20 protein-coding genes are annotated in these 20,578 nt (G+C 66.8%); 10 read left to right on the forward strand and 10 right to left on the reverse strand.

Going from position 1 to position 20,578, the window contains the following annotated elements; translation table 11 throughout:
- Nucleotides 1-25 precede the first annotated feature (25 nt).
- Complete coding sequence (locus IPK85_24385) at nt 26-820, forward strand: hypothetical protein (protein MBK8250506.1); 795 nt, start codon at nt 26-28, stop codon at nt 818-820.
- Nucleotides 817-1,944 carry a hypothetical protein gene (locus tag IPK85_24390; GenBank protein ID MBK8250507.1) on the forward strand — a complete coding sequence of 376 codons (1,128 nt, stop codon included), beginning with the start codon at nt 817-819 and terminating at the stop codon, nt 1,942-1,944. Before IPK85_24385 ends, IPK85_24390 begins: the two co-directional genes overlap by 4 nt.
- Before the next feature lie 88 nt (nt 1,945-2,032).
- Here IPK85_24390 and IPK85_24395 read toward each other — a convergent pair whose 3' ends face one another.
- Genes IPK85_24395 through IPK85_24405 form a run of 3 tightly spaced genes read right to left on the reverse strand, consistent with a single transcriptional unit; the run spans nt 2,033 to nt 5,035 of the window.
- Nucleotides 2,033-2,485 carry an OsmC family protein gene (locus IPK85_24395; GenBank protein ID MBK8250508.1) on the reverse strand — a complete coding sequence of 151 codons (453 nt, stop codon included), beginning with the start codon at nt 2,483-2,485 and terminating at the stop codon, nt 2,033-2,035.
- The gene (locus IPK85_24400) at nt 2,482-3,357 is read right to left on the reverse strand and encodes a sulfurtransferase (GenBank protein MBK8250509.1); all 876 of its coding nucleotides are present in this window, start codon (nt 3,355-3,357) and stop codon (nt 2,482-2,484) included. Before IPK85_24400 ends, IPK85_24395 begins: the two co-directional genes overlap by 4 nt.
- A gap of 43 nt (nt 3,358-3,400) precedes the next feature.
- Nucleotides 3,401-5,035 (reverse strand): beta-lactamase family protein, encoded by a 1,635-nt coding sequence (locus IPK85_24405; GenBank protein MBK8250510.1) that lies wholly within the window; start codon nt 5,033-5,035, stop codon nt 3,401-3,403.
- Between the two features lie 131 nt (nt 5,036-5,166).
- Between IPK85_24405 and IPK85_24410 the strand changes: the two genes are divergently transcribed.
- From IPK85_24410 to IPK85_24425, 4 genes are all read left to right on the forward strand, one after another.
- Nucleotides 5,167-5,472 carry a (2Fe-2S) ferredoxin domain-containing protein gene (locus tag IPK85_24410; GenBank protein ID MBK8250511.1) on the forward strand — a complete coding sequence of 102 codons (306 nt, stop codon included), beginning with the start codon at nt 5,167-5,169 and terminating at the stop codon, nt 5,470-5,472.
- Between the two features lie 59 nt (nt 5,473-5,531).
- Nucleotides 5,532-5,855, forward strand: coding sequence for a hypothetical protein (locus IPK85_24415; protein ID MBK8250512.1), 324 nt, complete (start codon nt 5,532-5,534; stop codon nt 5,853-5,855).
- 55 nt (nt 5,856-5,910) lie between these two features.
- Entirely contained in the window at nt 5,911-7,599 is a 1,689-nt protein-coding gene (locus IPK85_24420; GenBank protein ID MBK8250513.1) for an amidohydrolase, read from the forward strand.
- A 107-nt stretch (nt 7,600-7,706) separates the two neighbouring features.
- Entirely contained in the window at nt 7,707-8,738 is a 1,032-nt protein-coding gene (locus IPK85_24425) for a DUF4412 domain-containing protein (protein ID MBK8250514.1), read from the forward strand.
- Nucleotides 8,739-8,756: 18 nt separating this feature from the next.
- On the opposite strand, the gene IPK85_24430 is transcribed toward IPK85_24425, so the two are convergent.
- The 7 genes from IPK85_24430 to IPK85_24460 all read right to left on the reverse strand — a co-directional run bounded on the left by IPK85_24430 (nt 8,757) and on the right by IPK85_24460 (nt 16,346).
- Nucleotides 8,757-9,908: a hypothetical protein gene (locus IPK85_24430; GenBank protein MBK8250515.1), complete on the reverse strand. Its 1,152-nt coding sequence runs from the start codon at nt 9,906-9,908 to the stop codon at nt 8,757-8,759.
- Entirely contained in the window at nt 9,905-10,948 is a 1,044-nt protein-coding gene (locus IPK85_24435) for a DUF4956 domain-containing protein (GenBank protein ID MBK8250516.1), read from the reverse strand. The genes IPK85_24430 and IPK85_24435 overlap by 4 nt, the downstream gene beginning before the upstream one ends.
- Nucleotides 10,949-11,020: 72 nt before the next feature.
- The gene (locus IPK85_24440; GenBank protein MBK8250517.1) at nt 11,021-11,710 is read right to left on the reverse strand and encodes a DUF2490 domain-containing protein; all 690 of its coding nucleotides are present in this window, start codon (nt 11,708-11,710) and stop codon (nt 11,021-11,023) included.
- Nucleotides 11,707-12,321, reverse strand: a complete 615-nt coding sequence (locus tag IPK85_24445; protein ID MBK8250518.1) for a DUF4956 domain-containing protein — start codon at nt 12,319-12,321, stop codon at nt 11,707-11,709. The genes IPK85_24440 and IPK85_24445 overlap by 4 nt, the downstream gene beginning before the upstream one ends.
- The gene (locus tag IPK85_24450) at nt 12,299-13,084 is read right to left on the reverse strand and encodes a polyphosphate polymerase domain-containing protein (GenBank protein MBK8250519.1); all 786 of its coding nucleotides are present in this window, start codon (nt 13,082-13,084) and stop codon (nt 12,299-12,301) included. The genes IPK85_24445 and IPK85_24450 overlap by 23 nt, the downstream gene beginning before the upstream one ends.
- Nucleotides 13,081-14,502, reverse strand: coding sequence for a CotH kinase family protein (locus IPK85_24455; GenBank protein MBK8250520.1), 1,422 nt, complete (start codon nt 14,500-14,502; stop codon nt 13,081-13,083). Before IPK85_24455 ends, IPK85_24450 begins: the two co-directional genes overlap by 4 nt.
- Nucleotides 14,503-14,990: 488 nt before the next feature.
- A complete protein-coding gene (locus IPK85_24460) occupies nt 14,991-16,346 on the reverse strand; it encodes an Ig-like domain-containing protein (protein ID MBK8250521.1) in 1,356 nt (451 codons plus the stop codon).
- A gap of 205 nt (nt 16,347-16,551) precedes the next feature.
- Between IPK85_24460 and IPK85_24465 the strand changes: the two genes are divergently transcribed.
- From IPK85_24465 to IPK85_24480, 4 genes are all read left to right on the forward strand, one after another.
- A complete protein-coding gene (locus tag IPK85_24465; protein MBK8250522.1) occupies nt 16,552-17,355 on the forward strand; it encodes a succinate dehydrogenase in 804 nt (267 codons plus the stop codon).
- A gap of 1 nt (nt 17,356) precedes the next feature.
- The gene (locus IPK85_24470; GenBank protein ID MBK8250523.1) at nt 17,357-19,177 is read left to right on the forward strand and encodes a fumarate reductase/succinate dehydrogenase flavoprotein subunit; all 1,821 of its coding nucleotides are present in this window, start codon (nt 17,357-17,359) and stop codon (nt 19,175-19,177) included.
- A 116-nt stretch (nt 19,178-19,293) separates the two neighbouring features.
- Entirely contained in the window at nt 19,294-20,046 is a 753-nt protein-coding gene (locus tag IPK85_24475; protein MBK8250524.1) for a succinate dehydrogenase/fumarate reductase iron-sulfur subunit, read from the forward strand.
- Nucleotides 20,047-20,051: 5 nt separating this feature from the next.
- Nucleotides 20,052-20,552 carry a hypothetical protein gene (locus tag IPK85_24480; protein MBK8250525.1) on the forward strand — a complete coding sequence of 167 codons (501 nt, stop codon included), beginning with the start codon at nt 20,052-20,054 and terminating at the stop codon, nt 20,550-20,552.
- Nucleotides 20,553-20,578: the final 26 nt, after the last annotated feature.

The raw sequence follows: 20,578 nt of genomic DNA on the forward strand, positions 1-20,578 counted from the left end.
CCGTTCATCCCCAACCACACACAACATGTCCAGCCCTGCGGGCCTCATGGCCCCGGCGCTCGCGCTTGCCCTCCTGGGCGCGTTCGCCGGTCCCGTGCGTGCCCAGACCGACTACTACAACCTCGATGCCGGCCGCCCCCTGCGCGTCGAAGACGCTCTCGTCATCGAGCGCCACGCGATCGAGTGGCAAGTGGCGCCCTTGCGACTCACCGGGGCCCGTGGCTCCCGCTCGGTGATTGGCGCGGAGCCGGAACTGGCGTGGGGAATCTTCCCTCGGACCCAGGTCGAGCTGGGGGTCCCGCTCCTGTATCCACGCGGCGGGACGCTGGGCGCGGCCGGCGTTGAGTTGACGGCGCTCCACGCGCTGAACGCAGAGACCACGCGATGGCCGGGGCTCGCCGTGCGCGTGGGAGTCCACGCGCCCGCCGGGCCCTATGGACCCACCACCACGCGCACCGAGTTGGCCGCACTCGCCACGCGGACCCTGTCGCATGGCCGGGTACACGCCAATGTGTCGGTGCACGGTGGTGATGCCGCCGGCGATCCCGATGCCTCACGCTGGAGCGCGGGGTTGGCGGCCGACCACGCGTTCGTGCTCCAGTCATTCCTGATCGGCGCCGAGATTGTGGCGGAAGATCCGGCGTTCGCCGGTGCGGAGGTGCGCTGGAGTACCGCGGTCGGCCTGCGTGTGCAGGTGGACCCTCGCACGGCGCTGGATTTCGGATTGGGCCGGGAGCTGGGCGACGCACGAGGCTGGTTTGTCACGATGGGGAGCGCCCGATCGTTTGGGTTGCTGCATCGCCTGGGAGGTGTGCGATGAAACGCGTGATCCTCGCGCTGGCGTCGCTCGCGGCGGCGGTGACACCGCTGCACGCGCAATGGAGTCGGGTGTGGGACCAGTTCTACCTGCCCGGGTCGCACAACTGGTACTTCCGAAACAACTACCGGGTCGCCGATCGCCTGTTCAACGCCTTTGACTACGGGCACGCCATCCTGTACGAGAAGCTCTGGACGAAGCCCGATCGCGCGGTCGACCTCCTCGAACAACGGGAGTACGCGTTCCTCACCACCAACTTGCTGGTGCGCCCGCCTCGTTTTCCGTTGGAGGAGATGGCGATCGAGCCACACTACGCGCGGCTGGCCCCGGAAGCCAAGGCGATGTTCGAGTGGGCGCACATCCTGCATCGCCAGGCGTACGATGTCTTGAGCGATGCGCGACTCTCCCCGGCGGCCCGCGATGCCGAGATGGCGGGCATCCTCGCGTATTACCGGACCCGACCCGACCTGCGCTTCAGCGAGAAGCCCAAGAGCATGGCGCTGATGCAGGAGCAGCCGTACTCGTTGGCGTTCCGGCAGGGGTACCCGAAGTTCAACGGGCTCATCTGGGCCTATCACTGGCTGCAGGTGGGGCTCTACGAGCCGTTCCTGGCCACGGCGGACACCGCGCAGCAGCGGCGGCTCCTCGAGGCGACGGTTGGGCGGTTCCGGCAGATGCTACCAGGTGGAGCGGCGACCATGCCGTACGTCATGCCCATGACTGGTGTCGTGGCGCCCCGGTTCGCGGCACGCTATCCGGAGTTTGCCATCATCTTCGACAACCTCCACTCCATGCACGACGTCATCTCGGACATCCTCGCGAATCCGTCGGTGGCCCGCGAGCGCAAGCGCCAGGAGATTCTGCAGGCCGCGTCACGCTTTCGTGATGACACCACGGAGGTGACGTCGCGCCGCGGCTGGTGCCGGATGAGTGTAGGGATGGGGCTTGAGAACCAGGGGGGGCCGAGCGTCGGGTTCGATCCGGCGCTCGCCACACCGTCGGTGGCTCGCGGTGCGGTGATGCGGCACGATCTGGAGGGCCGGATGCTCGGTGGCGAACACGGCGGCCACCTGATGCCTGACGTGGAGGAGGCGTGTACCGAGCAGGGGTTTCGGCCCGGACGGTGATGAGCCCTATCTGAGGGAAGGGAATACGATACGGGGGTCCCGGTCTTGCTCCGGGACCCCCGCGTCACTGCCATGATCTGACGGGCTGTCAGTCGCTCGCGCCGTTAAGGATCAGCTGCCAGCGTACCGGCAGGTTCGGGTCGAGCGAGTCGCGCACCGAGCAGTACTTGGTGACCGACAGCTCAATGGCCCGCTCGGCATTCGCGCGGTCGATGCCCTCACCGGTGATCGTGTATGTCAGCAGGACGCCGATCAACCGCTTGGGGGTCGCGTCGGCGCGGGCGGCTTTCACGTCAATCGTGAGGGATGCGGCCGGCGTGCGACGCTTCTCGAGAATGTCGACGACGTCCACTGCCGTGCAGGTCCCGAGCGCGGTGAGGACCGCGTCCACCGGGCTTGGGCCTGTCTTGGCCGACGCATCGATGCGGATGGTCGGGCCATCCGGACGCCCCGCATCGAACCGGTGCTCGCCGTTCCATGCGATGTGCATGGCGTTGTAGAAGGCGACGCCGATGCCGGGGATGGTCTCCACTTCACTCACGGTTCTGCTCCCTGTCGAATGGGGGCACGGACCGCATTGCCCCACTCGGTCCAGCTGCCGTCGTAGTTGCGCACGTGGGGATAGCCTAACAAGTACGTCAGGACGAACCAGGTATGCGAGGAACGTTCGCCGATGCGGCAGTAGGCGATGACCTCGTCGGTCGCATGCAGTCCATGCTCGGCCTCATAAATGGCCCGCAACTCCGTCGCGCTCTTGAACGTGGCGTCGGCGTTGACGGCGCGGGCCCAAGGGACTGAACGGGCCCCGGGGATATGCCCGCCGCGCAGGGTGCCTTCCTGCGGGTAGTCCGGCATGTGGGTGCGTTCCCCCGTGTACTCCTGGGGAGAGCGCACGTCGACCATGGGGCGGCCGGCCTCCATGTGGGCGCGGGTCTCGGCAAAAAAGGCGCGAATCTTCGCGTCGTCCCGTGGGGGCGCGACGTACGCTGATGGGGCAGGGCGCGGGACGTCGGTGACCATGTCCCGGCCCTCGGCTTCCCACTTGGCACGTCCGCCGTCGAGGATGCGCGCGTTCGTGAAGCCGAAGAGCTGGAAGACCCAAAAGGCGTAACAGGCCCACCAGTTGTTCTTGTCGCCGTAGAACACGACGGTAGTGGTCGCGTCGATGCCCCGCGCGCGCAGGAGGGCCTCGAAGCCCTCCCGCGAGACGTAGTCGCGCTGGACGCGGTCATTGAGGTCGGAGTGCCAATCGATCTTCTGGGCACCCGGGATGTGGCCCATGTCGTACAGGAGCACATCCTCGTCACTCTCGAGGATGCGAAGCGACGGGTCGGTCAGGTGTTCAGCGAGCCACGACGTCGAGACAAGGATGTCGGGACGCGCGTATCCACGCGTCTCTATGGGATTGGTCATGAGCTTCCTCCGGGTACGGGAAGATAACCCGCGCGTTGTGTGGCTATCGCGCGATCCGCACGAATTTCACGCGGGAGGCCCGTGGGCTGGAGACCCGCAGGGAGTCGAACGGGGCTTGCCCGAGCATCGTGACGACCACCGGTCCGGCGGTGAAGCGATTGGGCCCGAGTGGGGCGAGCCGGGTCGGCGGGACGCCGAGCCGGCGCAGCGTCAGCTGCCCACTCTCGACGATGAGGGTGAGGCGACCCTCGCTCTCCGGGCTGGTAAACTCACCCATGGTGGCGGCGATCGCCCCCTGGCGTGGCACGGTGGTGTCCACGGCGATGAGGGGTTCCCGCCCGGCGCCGCCTAACGACATTTCCCACGCGCCGGCCTGGGTGGGGTCACGACGGATTGTGATCCGCTGGGCCGGGATCTCGAGCCCCTGCTCCGTGAGCACAACGCGCGTGCGGGCAAACGGGCCAGCCGCGACGAGCGAGTCGCCCTCGCGCGAGATGCGCACCCAGCGCTCGGTCCAGCGCGACAGCCAGGTCCCGGTGGGGAGGGCCTCGTTGGGTCGCACCAGGGTGCGTCCCGCGGTGGGGGTGGACGCGGACGGACGCGGAGGGACGATCGCATCGACCACGCGGCGCGCGAACCCGGTCGGATCTGCCCCGGCGAAGTTGCAGAGGACGGCCACGTCGAGTCGCGCCTCGGGGACGCGCAACAGTTCAGCGCGATACCCCCCGAATGCACCACCGTGGGCGAGCGTGGCGCGGCCGCCCCAGGTGCCGTGGCTGATGCCGAGCGCGTAGGGGATGGTGTCGCCGCTGGTCAGCACCCCGCGCGTCGTCAACGTTGCCCAGTCGCGCGCGTCGCCGGATTTGGGTGTGTAGGCGTTGCCGGCCCAGCGTACGAGGTCCTCGACTGACGCATACAATCCGCCGTCGCCGACGACATCGAATTGCGGGACCGAGAGCCGGAGGGCGTTGCCGGGGATCATCTCATAGGCGAGCGCGCGATCCGGGATGAGCATCCGGTGGTCGTCGCGAAAGACGGACCGTTCCATCCCGAGTGGCGCGAAGATGCGCTCCTGAGCGAACTGGCGCAGCGACTGTCCGCGGACACGCTGCACGATGATCGACAGCAGCACGTATCCCGTGTTGCTGTACAGGTGCTGGCTGCCGGGTGGGAAGTTCAGCTCGCGCTGCCGGCCCACGATGCGGAGGAACTCCTCCTCGGTGAGCGTGCCGTCGAACGGCCACCCGCGACTGCCCAACACCTCGAAGTAGTCGCGCAACCCGGACGTGTGGTGCAGGAGGTGACGGATCGTGATCGGGGTGCCGAAGTCCGCGAGTTCCGGGATGTACTTCCGGACGTCGTCATCCAGGGACAGGCGGCCGTCGCGCGCGAGCAGCACGATCGCGAAGGCGGCGAACTGCTTGGATGTCGAGGCGATGTAGAACGGCGTGGTCGCGGAGAGCGGGACTCCGTGCTCGAGATCAGCCATCCCGAACCCGCGGGCATAGGTCAGACGACCGCCCTCGCCGACCCCTACCGCGCACCCTGGTCCCTTGGCATCGATGTTCGCGAAGACGGCGTCGAGCGCGGGCCGCGCCGCGCCGCCGGGCTGCGCACCGGCCGCGAGGGAGCCGGTGGCGAAGGTGATCAGGGCAAGTCGGATGGCGCAGCGCGGCATGGGGCAGGGAATGGGTCGTCCAAATGATGGCCGTGGGGACCGCGCATCGCCAACGGCCGCCGGAATCATGACGCACGCTTACGTTGTTTCTCGTGTCACCCCCCCGGATTTCGTCGGCGCCCGAGCCGTTCATGGAGTCGTACCGGCACCACGTCCTGGTGTGCACCGGTGGCTTTTGCACGCCGGATCGCCAGGGTAGGGGCCTGTATTCACAGCTGGCCGCGCTGCTTCAGCGGGAAGACCTCCTCTTCGGCCCGTCACGGGTCAAACGTGGTGAGACGCCCTGCCTCGGCGTGTGTGCCGGCGGGCCGATCGTGGTGGTCTACCCTGAGGGGGTCTGGTATGCCGGGGTCACCCCCGCGCTGCTCGAGCGCATCGTGGTTGAGCACCTCAAGGGCGGCCGCGTGGTCGAGGAGGCGGTGTTCCACCGGTTGTGACGGAATGTCCGGGCAATCCGGCGCCCTCACCCCGCAGGGTCTCGCGCTAGATTCCGCGCGTGCCGGAGCCCCTCAATCCACGCCGCCTGTTCATGGGCGCCGCGAAGAAGTACCTGCTGCAGGCGATCGAGTCGAAGGACGACCGCCCGCCCGCCGTTGAGGAGCCTCCACGCTTGACCCCCCGAGCCATCGAGAAGACGCGTATGTCCCGATCCCGCGATCGTATCCTGACCAACCTCGACGACATGTACAAGGACGCCTTTGACCGCGCCAAGGCGACCGGCGACGACGGCCAGATGCAAAGCCTCGACTTCGCGTACCGTCGCGAGCAGCTGTACTTCGAGATCCTGCTCGACATCCGGGACGCGATCGAGCGCCGGTAGGTGCGTTGGGACTTGCCGGTTGCTGCACGACCATCACCCCTCATGAGGGATTCCCATGCGGTATCGCACCCTGGGCGCGCTGACGTGCCTGCTCACCGCCGCCTGTGACATGAAGCGGGACGACGGCCAGCGCGCAGGCGGCACCGTGACGCTCGCGATCGTCAATGCCCGCGTCTGGACCGGCAACCAGCAGCGTCCGTGGGCCGACGCGGTGGCGATGGCCGGGGATCGCATCGTCGCGGTGGGGTCGAGCGCCGAAGTGCGCAAGCTGGCAGGCAAGGCGGAGTTGGTCGACGCGGCCGGACGGATGGTCGTGCCGGGCTTTATCGATGCCCACGTGCACTTCGTCGACGGCGGATTCGGCCTGAGCTCGGTGCAGCTGCGGGACGCGTCGACGAAGGAGGAGTTCGTCCGACGCATCGGCGCTTTTGCGCAAACGGTGCCCGCGGGCACCTGGATCACCAATGGTGACTGGGACCACACCCTCTGGGGCGGGGAGCTCCCGACGAAGGAATGGATCGACAGCGTCACGCCCAACCACCCGGTATTCATTAACCGGCTGGACGGCCACATGTCGCTGGCCAACACGGCGGCGCTGACCGCCGGGCAGGTGACCCGCGCCACCGCGACTCCCGCGGGTGGGGAGATCGTCAAGGACGCGAGCGGCGAGCCCACAGGGGTCCTCAAGGACAACGCGGCGGAGCTGGTGGCGAAGGTCATGCCCCTGGCGTCCGACGAAATGGAGGATCGGGCCCTCGATGCCGCGATGTCCTACGTGGCCTCGCAGGGCGTGACCAGCGTGCACCATATGGGGGCCCTCGGCGCTGGCGGGGCGTGGAACGAGCTGGGGATCTTCCGCCGGGCCCTGGCCGCGGGGCGCCTCAAGACCCGCATCTATGCGGCCGTGCCGCTCAGCGAGTGGGAGGCGTTGCGCGACACCATCGCGGCGTCCGGGCGCGGCGACGCCTGGCTGCGCATCGGGATGCTCAAGGGTTTCGTCGACGGGTCGTTAGGCAGCCACACGGCGGCGATGTTCGAGGGATTCACCGACAAGCCGTCCGATACCGGGCTCTTCATCACGTCGCCGGAGACGCTGTACGCGCGGGTGAAAGGGGCGGACAGTGCCGGGTTGCACGTCGCCGTCCACGCTATCGGCGACCGGGCGATCAACACCCAGCTGGGGATCTTTGAGCGCGTGGCTCGGGAGAACGGGGTGCGCGATCGTCGATTTCGCATCGAGCATGCGCAGCACATCGGGCCGAATGACCTCGCGCGGTTCGGCGAGCTGGGGGTGATCGCGTCCATGCAGCCGTATCACGCCATTGATGACGGGCGGTGGGCGGACCGCGTGATTGGCGCGGAGCGGGCCACGCGAACCTACGCGTTTCGCTCCCTCCTGGACCTCAATGCGACGATGGCGTTCGGGTCGGACTGGTTCGTCGCCCCCGCGACTCCACTGGAAGGGATCTATGCGGCGGTCACCCGTCGCACCCTCGACGGGCGAAATCCCGATGGCTGGGTGCCTGACCAGAAGATCACGGTTGAAGAAGCCCTGCGGGCGTACACGACCGGGAGCGCCTATGCCTCGTTCGAGGAGGCCGAGAAGGGGACGCTCGAGGTCGGGAAGCTGGCGGACCTCGTCCTCATCGACCAGGACTTGACCCGGCTCACCCCGGCGGAGCTGAAAGACGCGAAGGTCATGATGACCGTGGTCGGTGGGAAAGTGGTGTACCGCCGACCGTGAGCCGGGGGTTCCCCGAGTGACCTGGGGGGCTGGATGCCGTCATCATCCAGAGGCCGCGGCCACCACCGCCGGCATGACCCGGTCCGCGTTTCCCAGGAGATCCCCCAATGACGATCAGAGCCTTTCCCCTCGTCGCCGCTGTCGCTGCGGTGGCGACCCTTGCGGCCACTCCCGTTCCCCGCGCCGAAGGGTGGACGTTCACTTGGAAGGTGACCGAGTCCAGCGACCCGCGCGCCGCGCAGCCCTCCGTCTCGGTGCAGATGATCCCCGGCAAGATGCGGTGGACCTTCCTCGACCGTCAGCAAGGGATGCCGGCCAAGGGGTACATGCTGCTCGACGCCGACAAGTCGTCGATGGCGATGGTGAATCCCGAAGACAAGACGGCCATCACCATGGATGCCGCGGACCTTGGCATGGGGATGGGCGCGGTGGGTTCGTTCATCAAGATGGACGTCACCGACCCGAAGGTCTCGGTGGAAGCGCTCGGCGCCGGGGAAGGGATGTTGGGCCGTGCGACGCAGAAGTACCGCGTGACGCGCAGCTACCGGATGCAGATGCAGGTTTTCGGCAAGAAACTGTCCTCGCAACACGAGTCGGTCACCGACTTGTGGGTCAGCACCGATCTCCCGATGGACAAGTCGTGGGAGGCATGGACCGATCGCTTTGCCCGCGGCGCCTCCCGCCTGGGCGGTGACGCGGCGCGGAAGCTCGTCGACGCCGAGCGCGACTACCCGAAGGGGATCGCGCTGAAGTCCATCGTGGACGCCACCGAGACCGACGACAAGGGCAAGGTCACGAAATCGCGAACGGTCATGGAGATGACGGAGCTCAAGCGGTCCAACCTCGACGCCGCGCTGTTCGACATCCCGGCCGACTACAAGGTGACGGACATGAAAGAGGTCGTCGCCGAGACGGGGAAGGCCATGGAGCAGGCGAAGAAGGACTGCGAGAAGGAGCACGGCAAGAACAGCCCGTCGTGCGACCCGAGCCAGCTTAACGTGGACTCGCTGGTGGCCGCGGCCCGCCAGGGCGCCATGGAGGGACTGAAGGAGGGCGTCCGGGAGGCGGCCAAGGAATCGGCCAAGGATGCCGTGAAGCGTGGCATCCTTGGCAAGCTCAAGAAGCCGGGTGGCGTGTAGCGGTATCCCGGCGGTGGGTCAGAGCCCCGGGCGCGACTCGCACATGTCCACAATGTGCCGCTTGAGGTCCTGGGGTTTTTCGACGCGTCGGAAGAACTCACCCAGGAAGTCCAGGGCCCAGGACCGTTCGTCCTTCGTGATCCCGGGCACTCGGTCCACCTCGGCGAGCAGCGCCGCCTTGCGCGTGACGAACGGCTCGACCGCCGCCAGGTAGGTATCGAGGGGCCGGCACGGCCCACGAAAGCGGCGCTCGGTGACCTTGAGGATCCCCATGCGCGGATCGGGTGTCGCGTAGTGCGCGGCGACGAGTCCCGAGAAATCAAAGTCATACGCGACCGGATACACCGTTCCGTCGCGCGTCTGGACGACCCGGGTGTTGTGCAGGGCTGCGAACGAGAAGTCCGTGTTGCCGATCAGGTACTGGAAGAGGACGACGCGCAACAACTGGTCGGCTTGCAGGTCATCGAACAGGGCGCCGCGCATGTCGCGCACGTTGCCGCCCATGCGGGTGGCCAGGTCGTCCTCGTTCTCGATGAACATCGCGGTATGCGTCGCCACGACCTTGCCGGACGCGGAGTCGAGATAGGTCCCGGTCGCGAGGCGCGCCCGGAAACTCATTGGCGTGATGATGTTGAAGAGGCGATAGGCCAGGTACTCGCGCCGGGTGTAGGCGTCGAACCGCCGATCGCCATTCTGGCAGTGGGTGCCGAGCTTGAGTCCCGATTGCCCGGCGAACGGGGTTCCCTTGCGACCACTATCCGGAAACTCGATGCGCACGGGGACAAACCGGCAGTTGCGCGCCATCAGGCGGAAGTGGCCGCGCGTCCGCAAGGTCACTGGCAGGCGGCGTTCCGCGCCGGTTGAGTCCGCGAAGACCAGGGTGCCGGCGAAGCGCTTGGTGGAGAGCGTGTCGCGATCGCGGGCGAGGGCTCCATAGTTCGCGACCAGGGTGAACTCGATCGGGCGTTCCTCCGCAAAGAGCGCGCGGGTGTTCGCCTTGCGCATGTCCTTCGCCCGCTCCTTTTCTTTCTTGGCGGCGCGGGCAGCGGAATCTGCGGCCGTCATTGCCTTGGGCGGTCCGTCCTTCTTCTTTCCCTTGGTTGCGTCCTGGGCGAGGCTGGCCGTGGCCGCCACGATTGAGAGGGCCACGAGGGCAGGCAGGCGCGTCATGCGGGATCCTCCTGGACGGTGACGGACGCGACGTAGGGGGTGGCGTCGCTTTCGACAAAGGTCGCGATGTCCTGCGCTGGCATCGCCTTGCGTGTGCGAATGCGATACGTGAGCCGGGTGCCTTCGGTGAGGAACTCGGCGCGCGCGAACTCCCATTGCTTGGTGCGATCGGCGAGGACGCGCTCGACGGCCGGGCGCCCCGCGTCGTCGCTCACGACGATCTGGAGTTGCGCGGTCCAGCGAGGGTTCTCGGGTGGCGCCACCTCGTCGCGACGCTTGCGCACCCGTTGGGCGAGGGCATCAAGCTGCGCCGGGGACAGCGACTCCAGGACCTCGCGATCGACCCGCGCAACAAACTGACTTGTGCGATTGGCAATGGCGAGGGCCCGCTGTAGGTGGGCCTCGGCGCGCGCGCCCTCGAAGCCGGGTGGCGTACGACCGAAATCGGAGTACCACAGCCCGAGGGCGATCAGGTTAAAGAGGAGCGAGAGCGCGGCCGCGAACTCGAGGTGCACGCCGCAGGCCAGGCCGAGGGCGCTGACGGCAAAGATGAACACGGCGTCGCGCGAGTCGTCGAGCGCCGTGCGAAAGCGGACCGCCGCGACAATTCCCGCGAGCGCAAAGGCGAGCCCCGTGTTGTTGCGCACCAATAGGGAGACCGCCGCCACCACGGCTGGCATCAACACGATGGTATGCACCACGGACTGCTGGAAGCCCTTCTTCTGGCGCGTGTACATGTACACCCAGGCCATGGGGAGGGCGAGCACGATCGCCATGGTCCCCACCATCATGGCGAGGATCGCCATTTCATGCGACGAGCCCATGGGGGTTGGGACCGCCGGTGTGAACGGGGCGGTGAGGTCACCGGTAGGTTGGGCGCCTCCCATGACGGGACCGAGGTTCCGTTCGAGGAAGGTGCGCGCGACGGGGGGCGCGATGTTCCAGGCGGCCCACCCGACGACGAAAACGGCGGCGTAGTAGGCGCCGAGACGGACGAGGATCCCGTCAGCGAGGGGGCGCAACCGTGCGAGGAGGGCCATGCGGCGGGGCGAGCGGAAGGCGACCCGCATTCTAGCCTCGCCGGACGGGCCGCGCGAGGGTGCCGCCCCGGCCTAACGCGGCGTGGCCGCCTTGCCGCCGCCCACCTTGACCGTCCAGTCGAGGTCGACCCCGATGACGTGGAAGGTCCGGTTGTAGGTCGCCTTGGCGTAGTCCGGCCGATAGATGTAGAAGAGGTTCAGCTTCCGCCCTTTGGCCAGTTCGAGCTTGGTGCCCACCGTGTTGCGCCAGTTGTCCACCACATGATTGGCACCGAGGGCGAGGTACGGCTCGCTCGAGGCGTACAGGTCGACACGGTCGGAGAGGCGATGGGACAGTTCCAGCCGCGCACGAACGAAGGTGTCCTCGTCGGAGCTGGTTTCATCGTTGTCCGTGAAGTTCTGCTTCTGGTATTGCACCAGTCCCCGGAGGCCAAGCGTCACGTCCCCAACTTCGCGTTCCGCCTCTGCGCCCCCTGCGACCCGGTGGAAGGTCCCCTCGTTCACGAGTGCCAGGCGGTAGGACGAGAGGAACCGGAGCGGGCCGGCCACGCGGCGCGACGCGCCGAGGGTGACGTAGGATCCCCGGACCTGATGGGCGTTGTCCACCATCCGCAGGCGGTACTCGGCACTCGCGCGCCATCGGCTGGGAAGGTCCAGGCGTAGGGATCCCCCATACCATGCCTGGAGGTCGGTGGGATCGCTGCGGCTCGTTTGTGCGCCGCTCGAGGTCGCGACCAGCGCGCCGAGGAGAAGGCGCCTCATGCGTCGCGGTAGTGGATGGTCAGGCGCGCGGTGTCGCGCACAAAGTCGATCTCCTCGATGTCGACGTGGCGCACGTCGAGTCCGGTGCGTGCCCGGAGGTCGTTGAGGAGGGCGGGGCGGCTCGCCGCGTGCACCAGGCCGATGTTGTCATACATCACCGGATGTGCCCGCTCCCGCGGGGCGAGAACGCCCGCCTCGAGGGCCACGGTGCCCAGCACGATGAGGGCGCAGACGCTCGCGAGGACGGGCCATCCGCCGGGCGCGACGGACATGAGGAGGCCCAGGCCGATGACGAGGAACAGGTAGGTCATGTCCCGCGCGGTGATTCCCTCGGTGCGATACCGCAGCATCGAGAACACCGCGAAGAGGCCGAAGGCGGCGCCCATGGTCATCTCCACGCGGTTCAGCAGCAGCGTCACCAGGAAGACGACGAGGTTGAGCGCGAAGAAGGTGAGAAACAGGTCGGACCGCCGGTAATACCGAAAGTGGACCACCCGCACCAGGAGGATGAGGGTCCCGAGGTCGAGTGCGAGCCGTGTGGCGAGGTCGCCCGGTACGAGTCCAGCGGGCAGGGTCGCGCCGGCCTGGCTAAACACCAGGGAGGGCAGCATGTGAGGGGGCGTGGAGATGGGTGAGGAGGCGCCGGTACGTCGGCACCGGGGCAGGGGAGAGAAGGGCGGCCACGCCGACGCAGTATTTGCTGACCCTGGCGGGGCGATACCGTGCGTGGCGGAGCAGCTCCGTGACCAGGGTCCGCGCGCGACGCTCCTGCTTGACCTCCACAATGGCGGTGTCGGCGAAGGTGAGCTGCGCCGGCCCGGAGGTGTAGGTCAGGTCGAGGTCAATCGTGACGCGCTCGGCCAGGTCGACGTTGACCAGGGTAGCCCGGGTGAAGCCCACGTCGAGGGTCGCACGGATCGCGTCCGGGCTGGGCGCCGCGACGTCGATGAAGGGGGCCCGGGCGAGTGCGGGCAGCGCCGACGCGTCGTTGGCGTCTACGGCCTGCCGCAGCTTTACGGTTCGACCACCATTGGTCTTGCGCTTCAACTCGAGGACACACGTCCCCCCACGTACGTAGCTGCGAATGCGCACCTTGCGGCGCGGGAGGCGGCCGGTCACATGGTCGCGAAAGAAGGCCAGCTCTGGCGTATCGAAGTACCGCGTGAGGTACGGAAAGGTGCGCTCCCCGTCGACGACGAGGGCCCGATAGGTGGGGGCGCACGCCGCGATGAGGGCCGGGACCATCGCGACGGGCACGATGTACTTCGTATCCACGCGATTCAGCAGCGCCGCCCGGCCGAGGGAGGCGAGTGACACCTCGTCGAGCGCGTCCAGTGACGCGTCGACGGCGGAGCCCAACGCGGGGGTCGTCACGGGATCCAGCTGTTGACCAGGGCGCGCCGGGCGGCGACGTGTGCCTTGAGTGCCGGCAGCGCGGCCGCAAACTGCGCCGCACTCGTGAACGTGTACCCGGGCTGTTCGCCCTCTGCACCCACCACGTAGGGTGCGATCAACCCGTGGGCTCGGTCGAACATGGTCTGCATGTTGGCCTCGGTGAAGACCGTTGAGACAAATGCCTTCATGTGGGTGCGGTACCGCCCGAGGTAGACGGAGTCCTGGGCGACCGCGCGGGCAAGCGGCCAGTTGTTGCCGGCCTCATTCATGGAGAGGGACAGCCCCAGTCGGGGACCCTGGCCACCCTGCACACCACCAGTGACGCCCGGGTTGCCGCTCATGCTCTGGTTGTGGTCCCAGGGGATCCAGGTCAGCTTGCGTGTCGAATGGTGGTACAGGTAGTAGTTGTGCGCGATGGCACCGTAGGTATCCCAGTTCACCATCGCATTGTTGATCGCCAGCCACTTCACAAAGTGCTCCATGTTGAAGGTGGCTTCCAACGACGTACGCCAGCTCGTGGGATTGGATGTGCGCGTCGGCGCGTTAAGGGCGGTGATGAACGCCTGGACATCGCTCCAGGTGGGGGCGGCCTCGTTGTTCTTCTTCTCGAACTGGAGCTGGTTGAACGCCGCGAAATTGCTCTCGGGCTTGTAGATGTTGCCGCTCTCCTCCCCGAACTGGTCCTCGATCATCGTATCGTCGATGACTTCGACCATCGTGTAGACGCCGCAATACTTGCGGCCAGCGCCAAAGTCGACAAACACGCGATAGAAGGCCGTGCGGGCTGCGGGGACACCGGCTGAGCGCAGCAGGTCCGCCGTGACCTTCTCGCGAATCAGCGAAGGGTCCGCGAAACCAGGCGACATGGAGACTTCCTTGAAGCCGTACAGCCGCTGGTTCTTGACCGTGGGGAGGGAGTCCTCGAACTCGTCAAACTGCAGGCGAAAGGGGAGCTTGTAGTTGCCCGCACGCCACGCGGATGAGAGGCTCGAGTTACCCTTGAGTCGGTAGCCGACGTGTTTCCAGGTCTTGCCGTTGAACCGTACGGTGACCGCCTGGTACGCCGGCTCGGTCTGCGGGAATCCGCCGGGGGCGCCGCCACCGCCCGAGCCGAAGTCAAAGCCCCACAGGCTCCGCATGTTGGCGCGGATCGTGGTCCACTGCGCCGCCGTCATGGTGATGTCGAGGGTGTTCACCACATCCCCTCCAAAGACCGTGGCGTAACTCGGGGACGCGTCGTTCGAGTGCGATGCCGTGGTCCAATCGGGATTGTCGGCCCCGGGTGTGGTCGCAGCGCTCCCCGGACCCGCGGGATCCTCGCGACAGGCGATGGCGACCGGGAGCAACAGGAGCAGTGCCCGACGCACGCAGACGTCGAGCAGAGTGGTGGCGGTCATGAGACGGAAATGGCGCGAGGTTTCCTTGTCACTGGCTATAGACGCCAATGTCACGAACTTGTGAAGGAAACACCTATCCGGGGCGATTCCCCACCTGCAGGCCCCTCGGGGCAAGCAAAAGGGCCCCCCGCATGTGGCGGGGGGCCCTCCTGGCGTGCAGCCTCGAACCCTCTATTGGGCAGCGAAGGCGATCCACGCGATGGCCGCCGCCACCAATGCGAGGATCATCGCCCGGCGCTGGTGCTCCACGCGCGCGTTACGCACCCGGTGATACGTCACCGTGTGGCACCCGATCATCTCGAAAATTCGGTCACGCTGGGAGTTGTCAGCCCACATACCGACTTCTCGTTGCATTCCTCGTGCCCCGGTCGTCCCCGTCGTCCCCATGGTTCCCGATCCCCTCGCCAGAGCGCCGCCACATTGCCGCGCAGGGACAAGGGTAACGCGACGGTCCGTCGCAGGACACTCGGGGAAACCGCAACCTCAGCCTATTCCAGTACCAGGACGGTAAACTGTCCATCCTCGCGCAGGTTGCTCGCCCGGTTCCAGCAGCGCACCTGAACCCGCAGGGTCGACCCCGTATCCTCGGTCCATCCCTGCAACTGGCAGGTCGTGAGTCCCGAGCCAAACGGCGACACCTGCACGATCTCCGCCGTGGCGCCCCCATTGGCCAGCCCCGGGAACTCGACGGCGTATTCGCCGACCCCGAGGCGAGTGATGCGCGCCGGGAGGCCTGCGGTGGACCGCTGATACATGGCCGGCGGAACGTAGGGCTGGTCGATCGCTGCGGTCGGGTCATTCGCCCAGGCAATCGCGAACCGCTTCCCCGGACGCCCTTCCTCGACCATCAGGATGGAGAAGCGCGCGTCGGTATGCGCGCCCGATGCGGCATAACAGACCACCGAGGCCCATTCGCCCTGGTTCCATGAGGCGACCTTGCAGAGGTCCGGTGCGCCGCCAACCGTGCTGATGAAGTAGTTCTCCGGCAGTGTCGTCCGCGGCGCGTTCATGTGGACCAGGTAGCTCCCGGCGGCGGAGCGGTCCACGGCCACGGGCTGCCCGGACGAGGAAAAGGCGTTAGGCGCCGCCGTCGACGCGCCTTCGGGTGCACTCGCCGCGAGGGATGCGAACCCATGGCGTCCCGGCAGCGCGCGCGAACCGACCACCAGGGTCGTGAACCGCGAGTCCACAGGATCGCCGTTGCCAAGGTAACAGGCCACCCAGGCCTCCAGATCCCGCTGGTTAGGCGTGTTGCCCCATTCCTCGATGTGACAGCGCTCGCCGGCCGAGCCATAGGCGGTCACGAGCACGACCTCGCGGAGGCTCGAATCCACCCGGGCGAGGCGTTCAAAGGTCACGCGGTAGCGACCGACGGTGCTGCGTTCGATTCGGATCGCTCCTCCGGTGCCGTTGTACGCAAAGGCGCGCATCGGTTGATACGCGGCGCTCGGCGCTTCTTCATGCGCGAAGGCGTAGGCGAGTCGGCGTTCGGCGGTCGCCAGGGCGATCGTAATGTCGTGTTGCGCCGTGAGACCGGCGGCGGTGGCGGTAATGCGAACGGTGCCGTGTCCAGTGGCGACGAGTGTCCCCGGTGCGACGAACGCGGCGATTGTCGAGTCAGACGTGGTCCACGAGACGAACCCCGATGCGACTCCCCGGCCGTTCCCATCCAGGGCCGTCGCCCCGAGGGTGGCGGTATCACCGGTAAACATCGATATGGGCGCCGAGGCGATGGACAGCGTCACCGGCCTCGACTCCGCTACGCTGACGCCATCGTCGTCCGCGCACGCGAGCAGTGCGAGGGGGACGACTGCCAGGGTGGAGCGAACCAGGAACCGACGCATGCAAACCTCCAGGGCCAGGGTGGGTCGGAGGTGAGTGTCGGAGGAGCGCCGTGGCGCGCTTGAGTCGCGCGACCCCGGGCGTGACGGAGAGGTGCGGCGCCGCTGTGATCCGGCTCACGCGCGGGTCGATTTGACAGCCCCCGGGCCGGGGGGTTGTTTACCGCGCCGTCGGGATCCCCCCCGGCCTGTCCCGAACCGACTCCGCATGCAGCGTTCGTTGCCGGTGATGGATCAGCGAGGGTTTGGTGAGACCCTCCGCCGCGATGCTTGGTGGGTCCCGAACCTCATCGTGGTCACGATCCTCACGAGTTTCCTGGTCTATGCCACGTGGGCGGCGTTCCAGAATGCGTTTTACACCCACGGGCCCTACCTCTCGCCGTTCTACTCACCGGAGATCTGGGGCGACTCGCCCCACGCGTGGTTCGGCCCCAAGCCGACGTGGTGGCCCGGTTGGCTCCCGTTTTCGCCGGCCCTGCTGATCCTTCCGGTCCCGGCGCTGTTCCGGTTCACCTGCTACTACTATCGCGGGGCCTACTACAAGGCCTTCTGGGCCGATCCGCCGTCGTGTGCGGTTGGCGAGCCCCGCAAGAGCTACCTGGGTGAGCGGTACTTCCCGCTGGTGATGCAGAACTTCCACCGGTACGGGCTGCTGCTGTCGTTCATCTTCCTGATCTTCCTCTGGTACGACGCCTACCTCGCGTTCTGGTGGACGGATCCGGTGACTGGGGCGAAGACGTTCGGGATCGGCGTCGGGTCGTTGGTGATGTTGCTGAACGTCCTGCTCCTGTCCGGATACACGATCGGGTGTCACTCCATGCGACACGTCGTGGGCGGGCTGCTCAACGAGTTGTCCAAGTCGCCCGTGCGCAAGCTGGCCTACGAGTGCTCCAGTGTGTGCAACCGTGGGCACATGAACTGGGCGTGGTGTTCATTGATCACGGTGGCGTTCACGGACGTGTACATCCGGCTCTGCGCGATGGGGATCTGGACCGACCTGAGGATCCTGTAGCATGGCCGAGTATCAGCGCATCGAACATGACGTGCTCGTGGTGGGAGCTGGCGGTGCGGGGTTGCGCGCGGCCATTGCCGCCGCCGATGCCGGGGCCCGCGTGGGGCTGGTCTGCAAGTCGTTGTTGGGGAAGGCGCACACGGTGATGGCCGAGGGCGGGATGGCGGCGGCCATGGGGCATGTCGACGACCGCGACAACTGGCGGGTGCACTTTGCCGACACCATGCGCGGCGGCCAGTATATGAACAACTGGCGGATGGCCGAGCTGCACGCGAAAGAAGCGCCGGACCGGGTGCGCGAGCTGGAGGCGTGGGGGGCCGTATTCGATCGCACGCCGGACGGCCGGATCCTGCAACGCAATTTTGGCGGCCATCGGTATCCGCGGCTCGCCCACGTCGGGGACCGGACAGGGCTTGAGCTGATTCGCACGCTCCAGGACCACGCGGTCTACCAGAAGGGGATCGACGTGCACATGGAAGTCACGGTCGTGTGCCTGCTCAAGGACGGCGACCGGGTCTCGGGGGCGCTCGCGTACGACCGCGAGCGTGGCCGCTTCACGTTGTTTGCCTGCAAGGCGGTGGTGCTGGCCACGGGCGGGATCGGGCGGGCCTTCAAGGTGACCAGCAACAGCTGGGAGTACACCGGCGACGGCCATTCCCTTGCCTACAACGCCGGTGCCGAGCTGATGGACATGGAGTTTGTCCAGTTCCACCCGACGGGGATGGTCTGGCCCCCGAGCGTGAAGGGCATCCTGGTGACGGAAGGCGTCCGTGGCGAGGGTGGCGTGCTGCGAAACTCGCAGGGCAAGCGCTTCATGTTCGATGACATCCCGGAGAACTACCGCAACCAGACGGCGGACTCCGAGGAGGAGGGGTGGCGGTACACGCAGGGCGACAAGTCCGCACGTCGGCCACCGGAGTTGCTGACGCGTGACCACGTCGCGCGCTGCATCCAGCGGGAGGTTCGCGAGGGCCGCGGGTCGCCGCACGGCGGGGTCTTCCTCGATATCGCGTGGATCAAGGATCGCCTGCCGAACGCCGCTGAACACATCAAGAAGAAGTTGCCCTCGATGTACCACCAGTTCATGCAGTTAGCCAACATCGACATCACGACGACGCCGATGGAGGTGGGGCCAACGACCCACTACATCATGGGTGGGATCCGGGTGGACGGCGAGTCGCAGATGTCCACGGTGCCCGGGCTGTTCGCCGCCGGCGAGTGTGCGGCGGGGCTGCACGGGGCGAATCGCCTGGGTGGCAACTCGTTGTCCGACCTGCTGGTGTTCGGGAAGCGCGCGGGCGACTTCGCGGCGAAGTTCGCGGCAGACCGAGGAGCAGCCCAGGTGGCTGCCGCCGATGCGGACCGCGCGCTGGCCGATGCCCTCGCACCGTTCGACCGAACCGGCAGTCCCGAAGCGCCCTACAAGATCCAGCACGAATTGCAGGAGATGATGCAGGACCTGGTCGGGATCGTGCGACGTGAAGAGGAGATGAAGCGAGCGCTCGACGGGGTGCACGCCCTGCGCACCCGGGCGCGGCAGGTGGGCGTCGTTGGCAATCGGGAATACAACCCCGGCTGGCACACCGCCCTCGACCTCGACAACCTGCTCACGATCAGCGAGGCCATCACCCTCGCCGCCATCGAGCGCAAGGAGAGTCGTGGCGGCCACTTCCGCGACGACTATCCGGACAAGGACAAGACGTACGGCGCATTCAACATCGTTCTCAAACGGGGCACATCCGGCGAGATGGTGATGGAACGCCGCCCGCAGGCCGCATTGCCCGCGGAGCTGCAGGCGATCATTGAGGAGCAGTCGAAGTAGGTTCCGCAGACGGCAGACGGCAGACGGCAGACGGCAGACGGCAGACGACAGACGGCAGCATTCAGCACCAGCAATAGCAGCTGGCAGTTAGACCAGCCACCAGGAACCAGCACCCCATGCCCCAAACAACCTTCCGGATCTGGCGCGGTGAACGCGGAACCGGTGCCTTTGCCGACTACACCACCGACATCACCGAGGGAATGGTGGTGCTCGACGCCATGCACCAGGTGCAGGCGGAGAATGCGAGTGATCTCGCCATTCGGTGGAACTGCAAGGCGGGTAAGTGCGGCTCATGCTCGGCCGAGATCAATGGCATGCCGCGGCTGATGTGCATGACGCGCATGGAGGAGCTGCCCGTGGACAAGCCGATCACGATCGAGCCGATGCGTGCCTTTCCGCACGTGCGCGACCTCGTCACCGACGTCTCCTGGAACTACGAGCAAAAGAAGCGCATCCGGAAATTCACCCCACGCAAGCCGGACGCCCCCGATGGCACGTGGCGAATGGCCCAGGAGGATGTCGATCGCGTCCAGGAGTTCAGGAAGTGCATCGAGTGTTTCCTCTGCCAGGACGTGTGTCACGTCCTCCGGGATCATCACAAGCACGAGGACTTCATCGGCCCGCGCTTCTTCGTGTACTCGGCGGCCCTCGAGATGCATCCGCTGGACACCGAGGACCGCTTGCGCGACCTCAAGGAAGACCAGGCGATCGGCTACTGCAACATCACCAAGTGCTGCACCAAGGTCTGTCCCGAGCATATCACGATCACCGACAACGCGATCATCCCGCTCAAGGAACGGGTCGTGGACGAGTTCTACGACCCGGTGGTGAAGCTGGTGCGGTTGTTCCGCGGCAAACGGAAGGAGTAACCGCCATGCCATCGCTCAAGCCGATCTCGAAGGAAGGGGTGCCCGCCGCGTTGCTGAAGGCCCATCGGTACCGGGTCCTCAGCGACTCGATCGCGGCCGAGAGTATTTGCCTGGATGTGCTCGCCGTGGACCCAACCAACGCGGACGCCGTCGTGATGCATGTCCTCGCGATCACCGACCAGTTCGCGGTCGGGCATGTGGAGGACCTGCGGCGAGCGATCGAGGCGGTGACGGCGCTCGAAGACCCGTACAAGAGCGCGTACTATCAGGGGATTATCGCCGAGCGCTGGGCGAAGGCGATCCTGGCCCGCGACATGCCCCGCGCGGCCGAGATGGCCTATGAGTGGATCGAGAAGGCACTGACCGCGTATGGAAAGGCCGAGGCCCTGCGACCAGCGGGCAACGACGAGGCCATCCTGCGCTGGAATACCTGCGTCCGCATGCTGAATCGGAATGCTCACCTGCGGCCCCGTGACGCAGAGGCGTACGAGCCGAGTTTCGAGTAGCGCGCGCCCGACAGGCCCTTGCATTG

The organism is Gemmatimonadota bacterium (assembly GCA_016712265.1).
Lineage (GTDB): Bacteria > Gemmatimonadota > Gemmatimonadetes > Gemmatimonadales > Gemmatimonadaceae > RBC101.

Excerpts from the sequence above, each read along its gene's own strand:
- IPK85_24425 (MBK8250514.1), top strand. The coding sequence starts at position 7,707 with ATGACGATCAGAGCCTTTCCCCTCGTCGCCGCTGTCGCTGCGGTGGCG.
- IPK85_24430 (MBK8250515.1), bottom strand. The coding sequence starts at position 9,908 with ATGACGCGCCTGCCTGCCCTCGTGGCCCTCTCAATCGTGGCGGCCACG.
- IPK85_24400 (MBK8250509.1), bottom strand. The coding sequence starts at position 3,357 with ATGACCAATCCCATAGAGACGCGTGGATACGCGCGTCCCGACATCCTT.
- IPK85_24405 (MBK8250510.1), bottom strand. The coding sequence starts at position 5,035 with ATGCCGCGCTGCGCCATCCGACTTGCCCTGATCACCTTCGCCACCGGC.
- IPK85_24465 (MBK8250522.1), top strand. The coding sequence starts at position 16,552 with ATGCAGCGTTCGTTGCCGGTGATGGATCAGCGAGGGTTTGGTGAGACC.
- IPK85_24410 (MBK8250511.1), top strand. The coding sequence starts at position 5,167 with ATGGAGTCGTACCGGCACCACGTCCTGGTGTGCACCGGTGGCTTTTGC.
- IPK85_24420 (MBK8250513.1), top strand. The coding sequence starts at position 5,911 with ATGCGGTATCGCACCCTGGGCGCGCTGACGTGCCTGCTCACCGCCGCC.
- IPK85_24445 (MBK8250518.1), bottom strand. The coding sequence starts at position 12,321 with ATGCTGCCCTCCCTGGTGTTTAGCCAGGCCGGCGCGACCCTGCCCGCT.
- IPK85_24455 (MBK8250520.1), bottom strand. The coding sequence starts at position 14,502 with ATGACCGCCACCACTCTGCTCGACGTCTGCGTGCGTCGGGCACTGCTC.
- IPK85_24390 (MBK8250507.1), top strand. The coding sequence starts at position 817 with ATGAAACGCGTGATCCTCGCGCTGGCGTCGCTCGCGGCGGCGGTGACA.
- IPK85_24470 (MBK8250523.1), top strand. The coding sequence starts at position 17,357 with ATGGCCGAGTATCAGCGCATCGAACATGACGTGCTCGTGGTGGGAGCT.
- IPK85_24475 (MBK8250524.1), top strand. The coding sequence starts at position 19,294 with ATGCCCCAAACAACCTTCCGGATCTGGCGCGGTGAACGCGGAACCGGT.
- IPK85_24385 (MBK8250506.1), top strand. The coding sequence starts at position 26 with ATGTCCAGCCCTGCGGGCCTCATGGCCCCGGCGCTCGCGCTTGCCCTC.
- IPK85_24435 (MBK8250516.1), bottom strand. The coding sequence starts at position 10,948 with ATGGCCCTCCTCGCACGGTTGCGCCCCCTCGCTGACGGGATCCTCGTC.
- IPK85_24460 (MBK8250521.1), bottom strand. The coding sequence starts at position 16,346 with ATGCGTCGGTTCCTGGTTCGCTCCACCCTGGCAGTCGTCCCCCTCGCA.
- IPK85_24480 (MBK8250525.1), top strand. The coding sequence starts at position 20,052 with ATGCCATCGCTCAAGCCGATCTCGAAGGAAGGGGTGCCCGCCGCGTTG.
- IPK85_24440 (MBK8250517.1), bottom strand. The coding sequence starts at position 11,710 with ATGAGGCGCCTTCTCCTCGGCGCGCTGGTCGCGACCTCGAGCGGCGCA.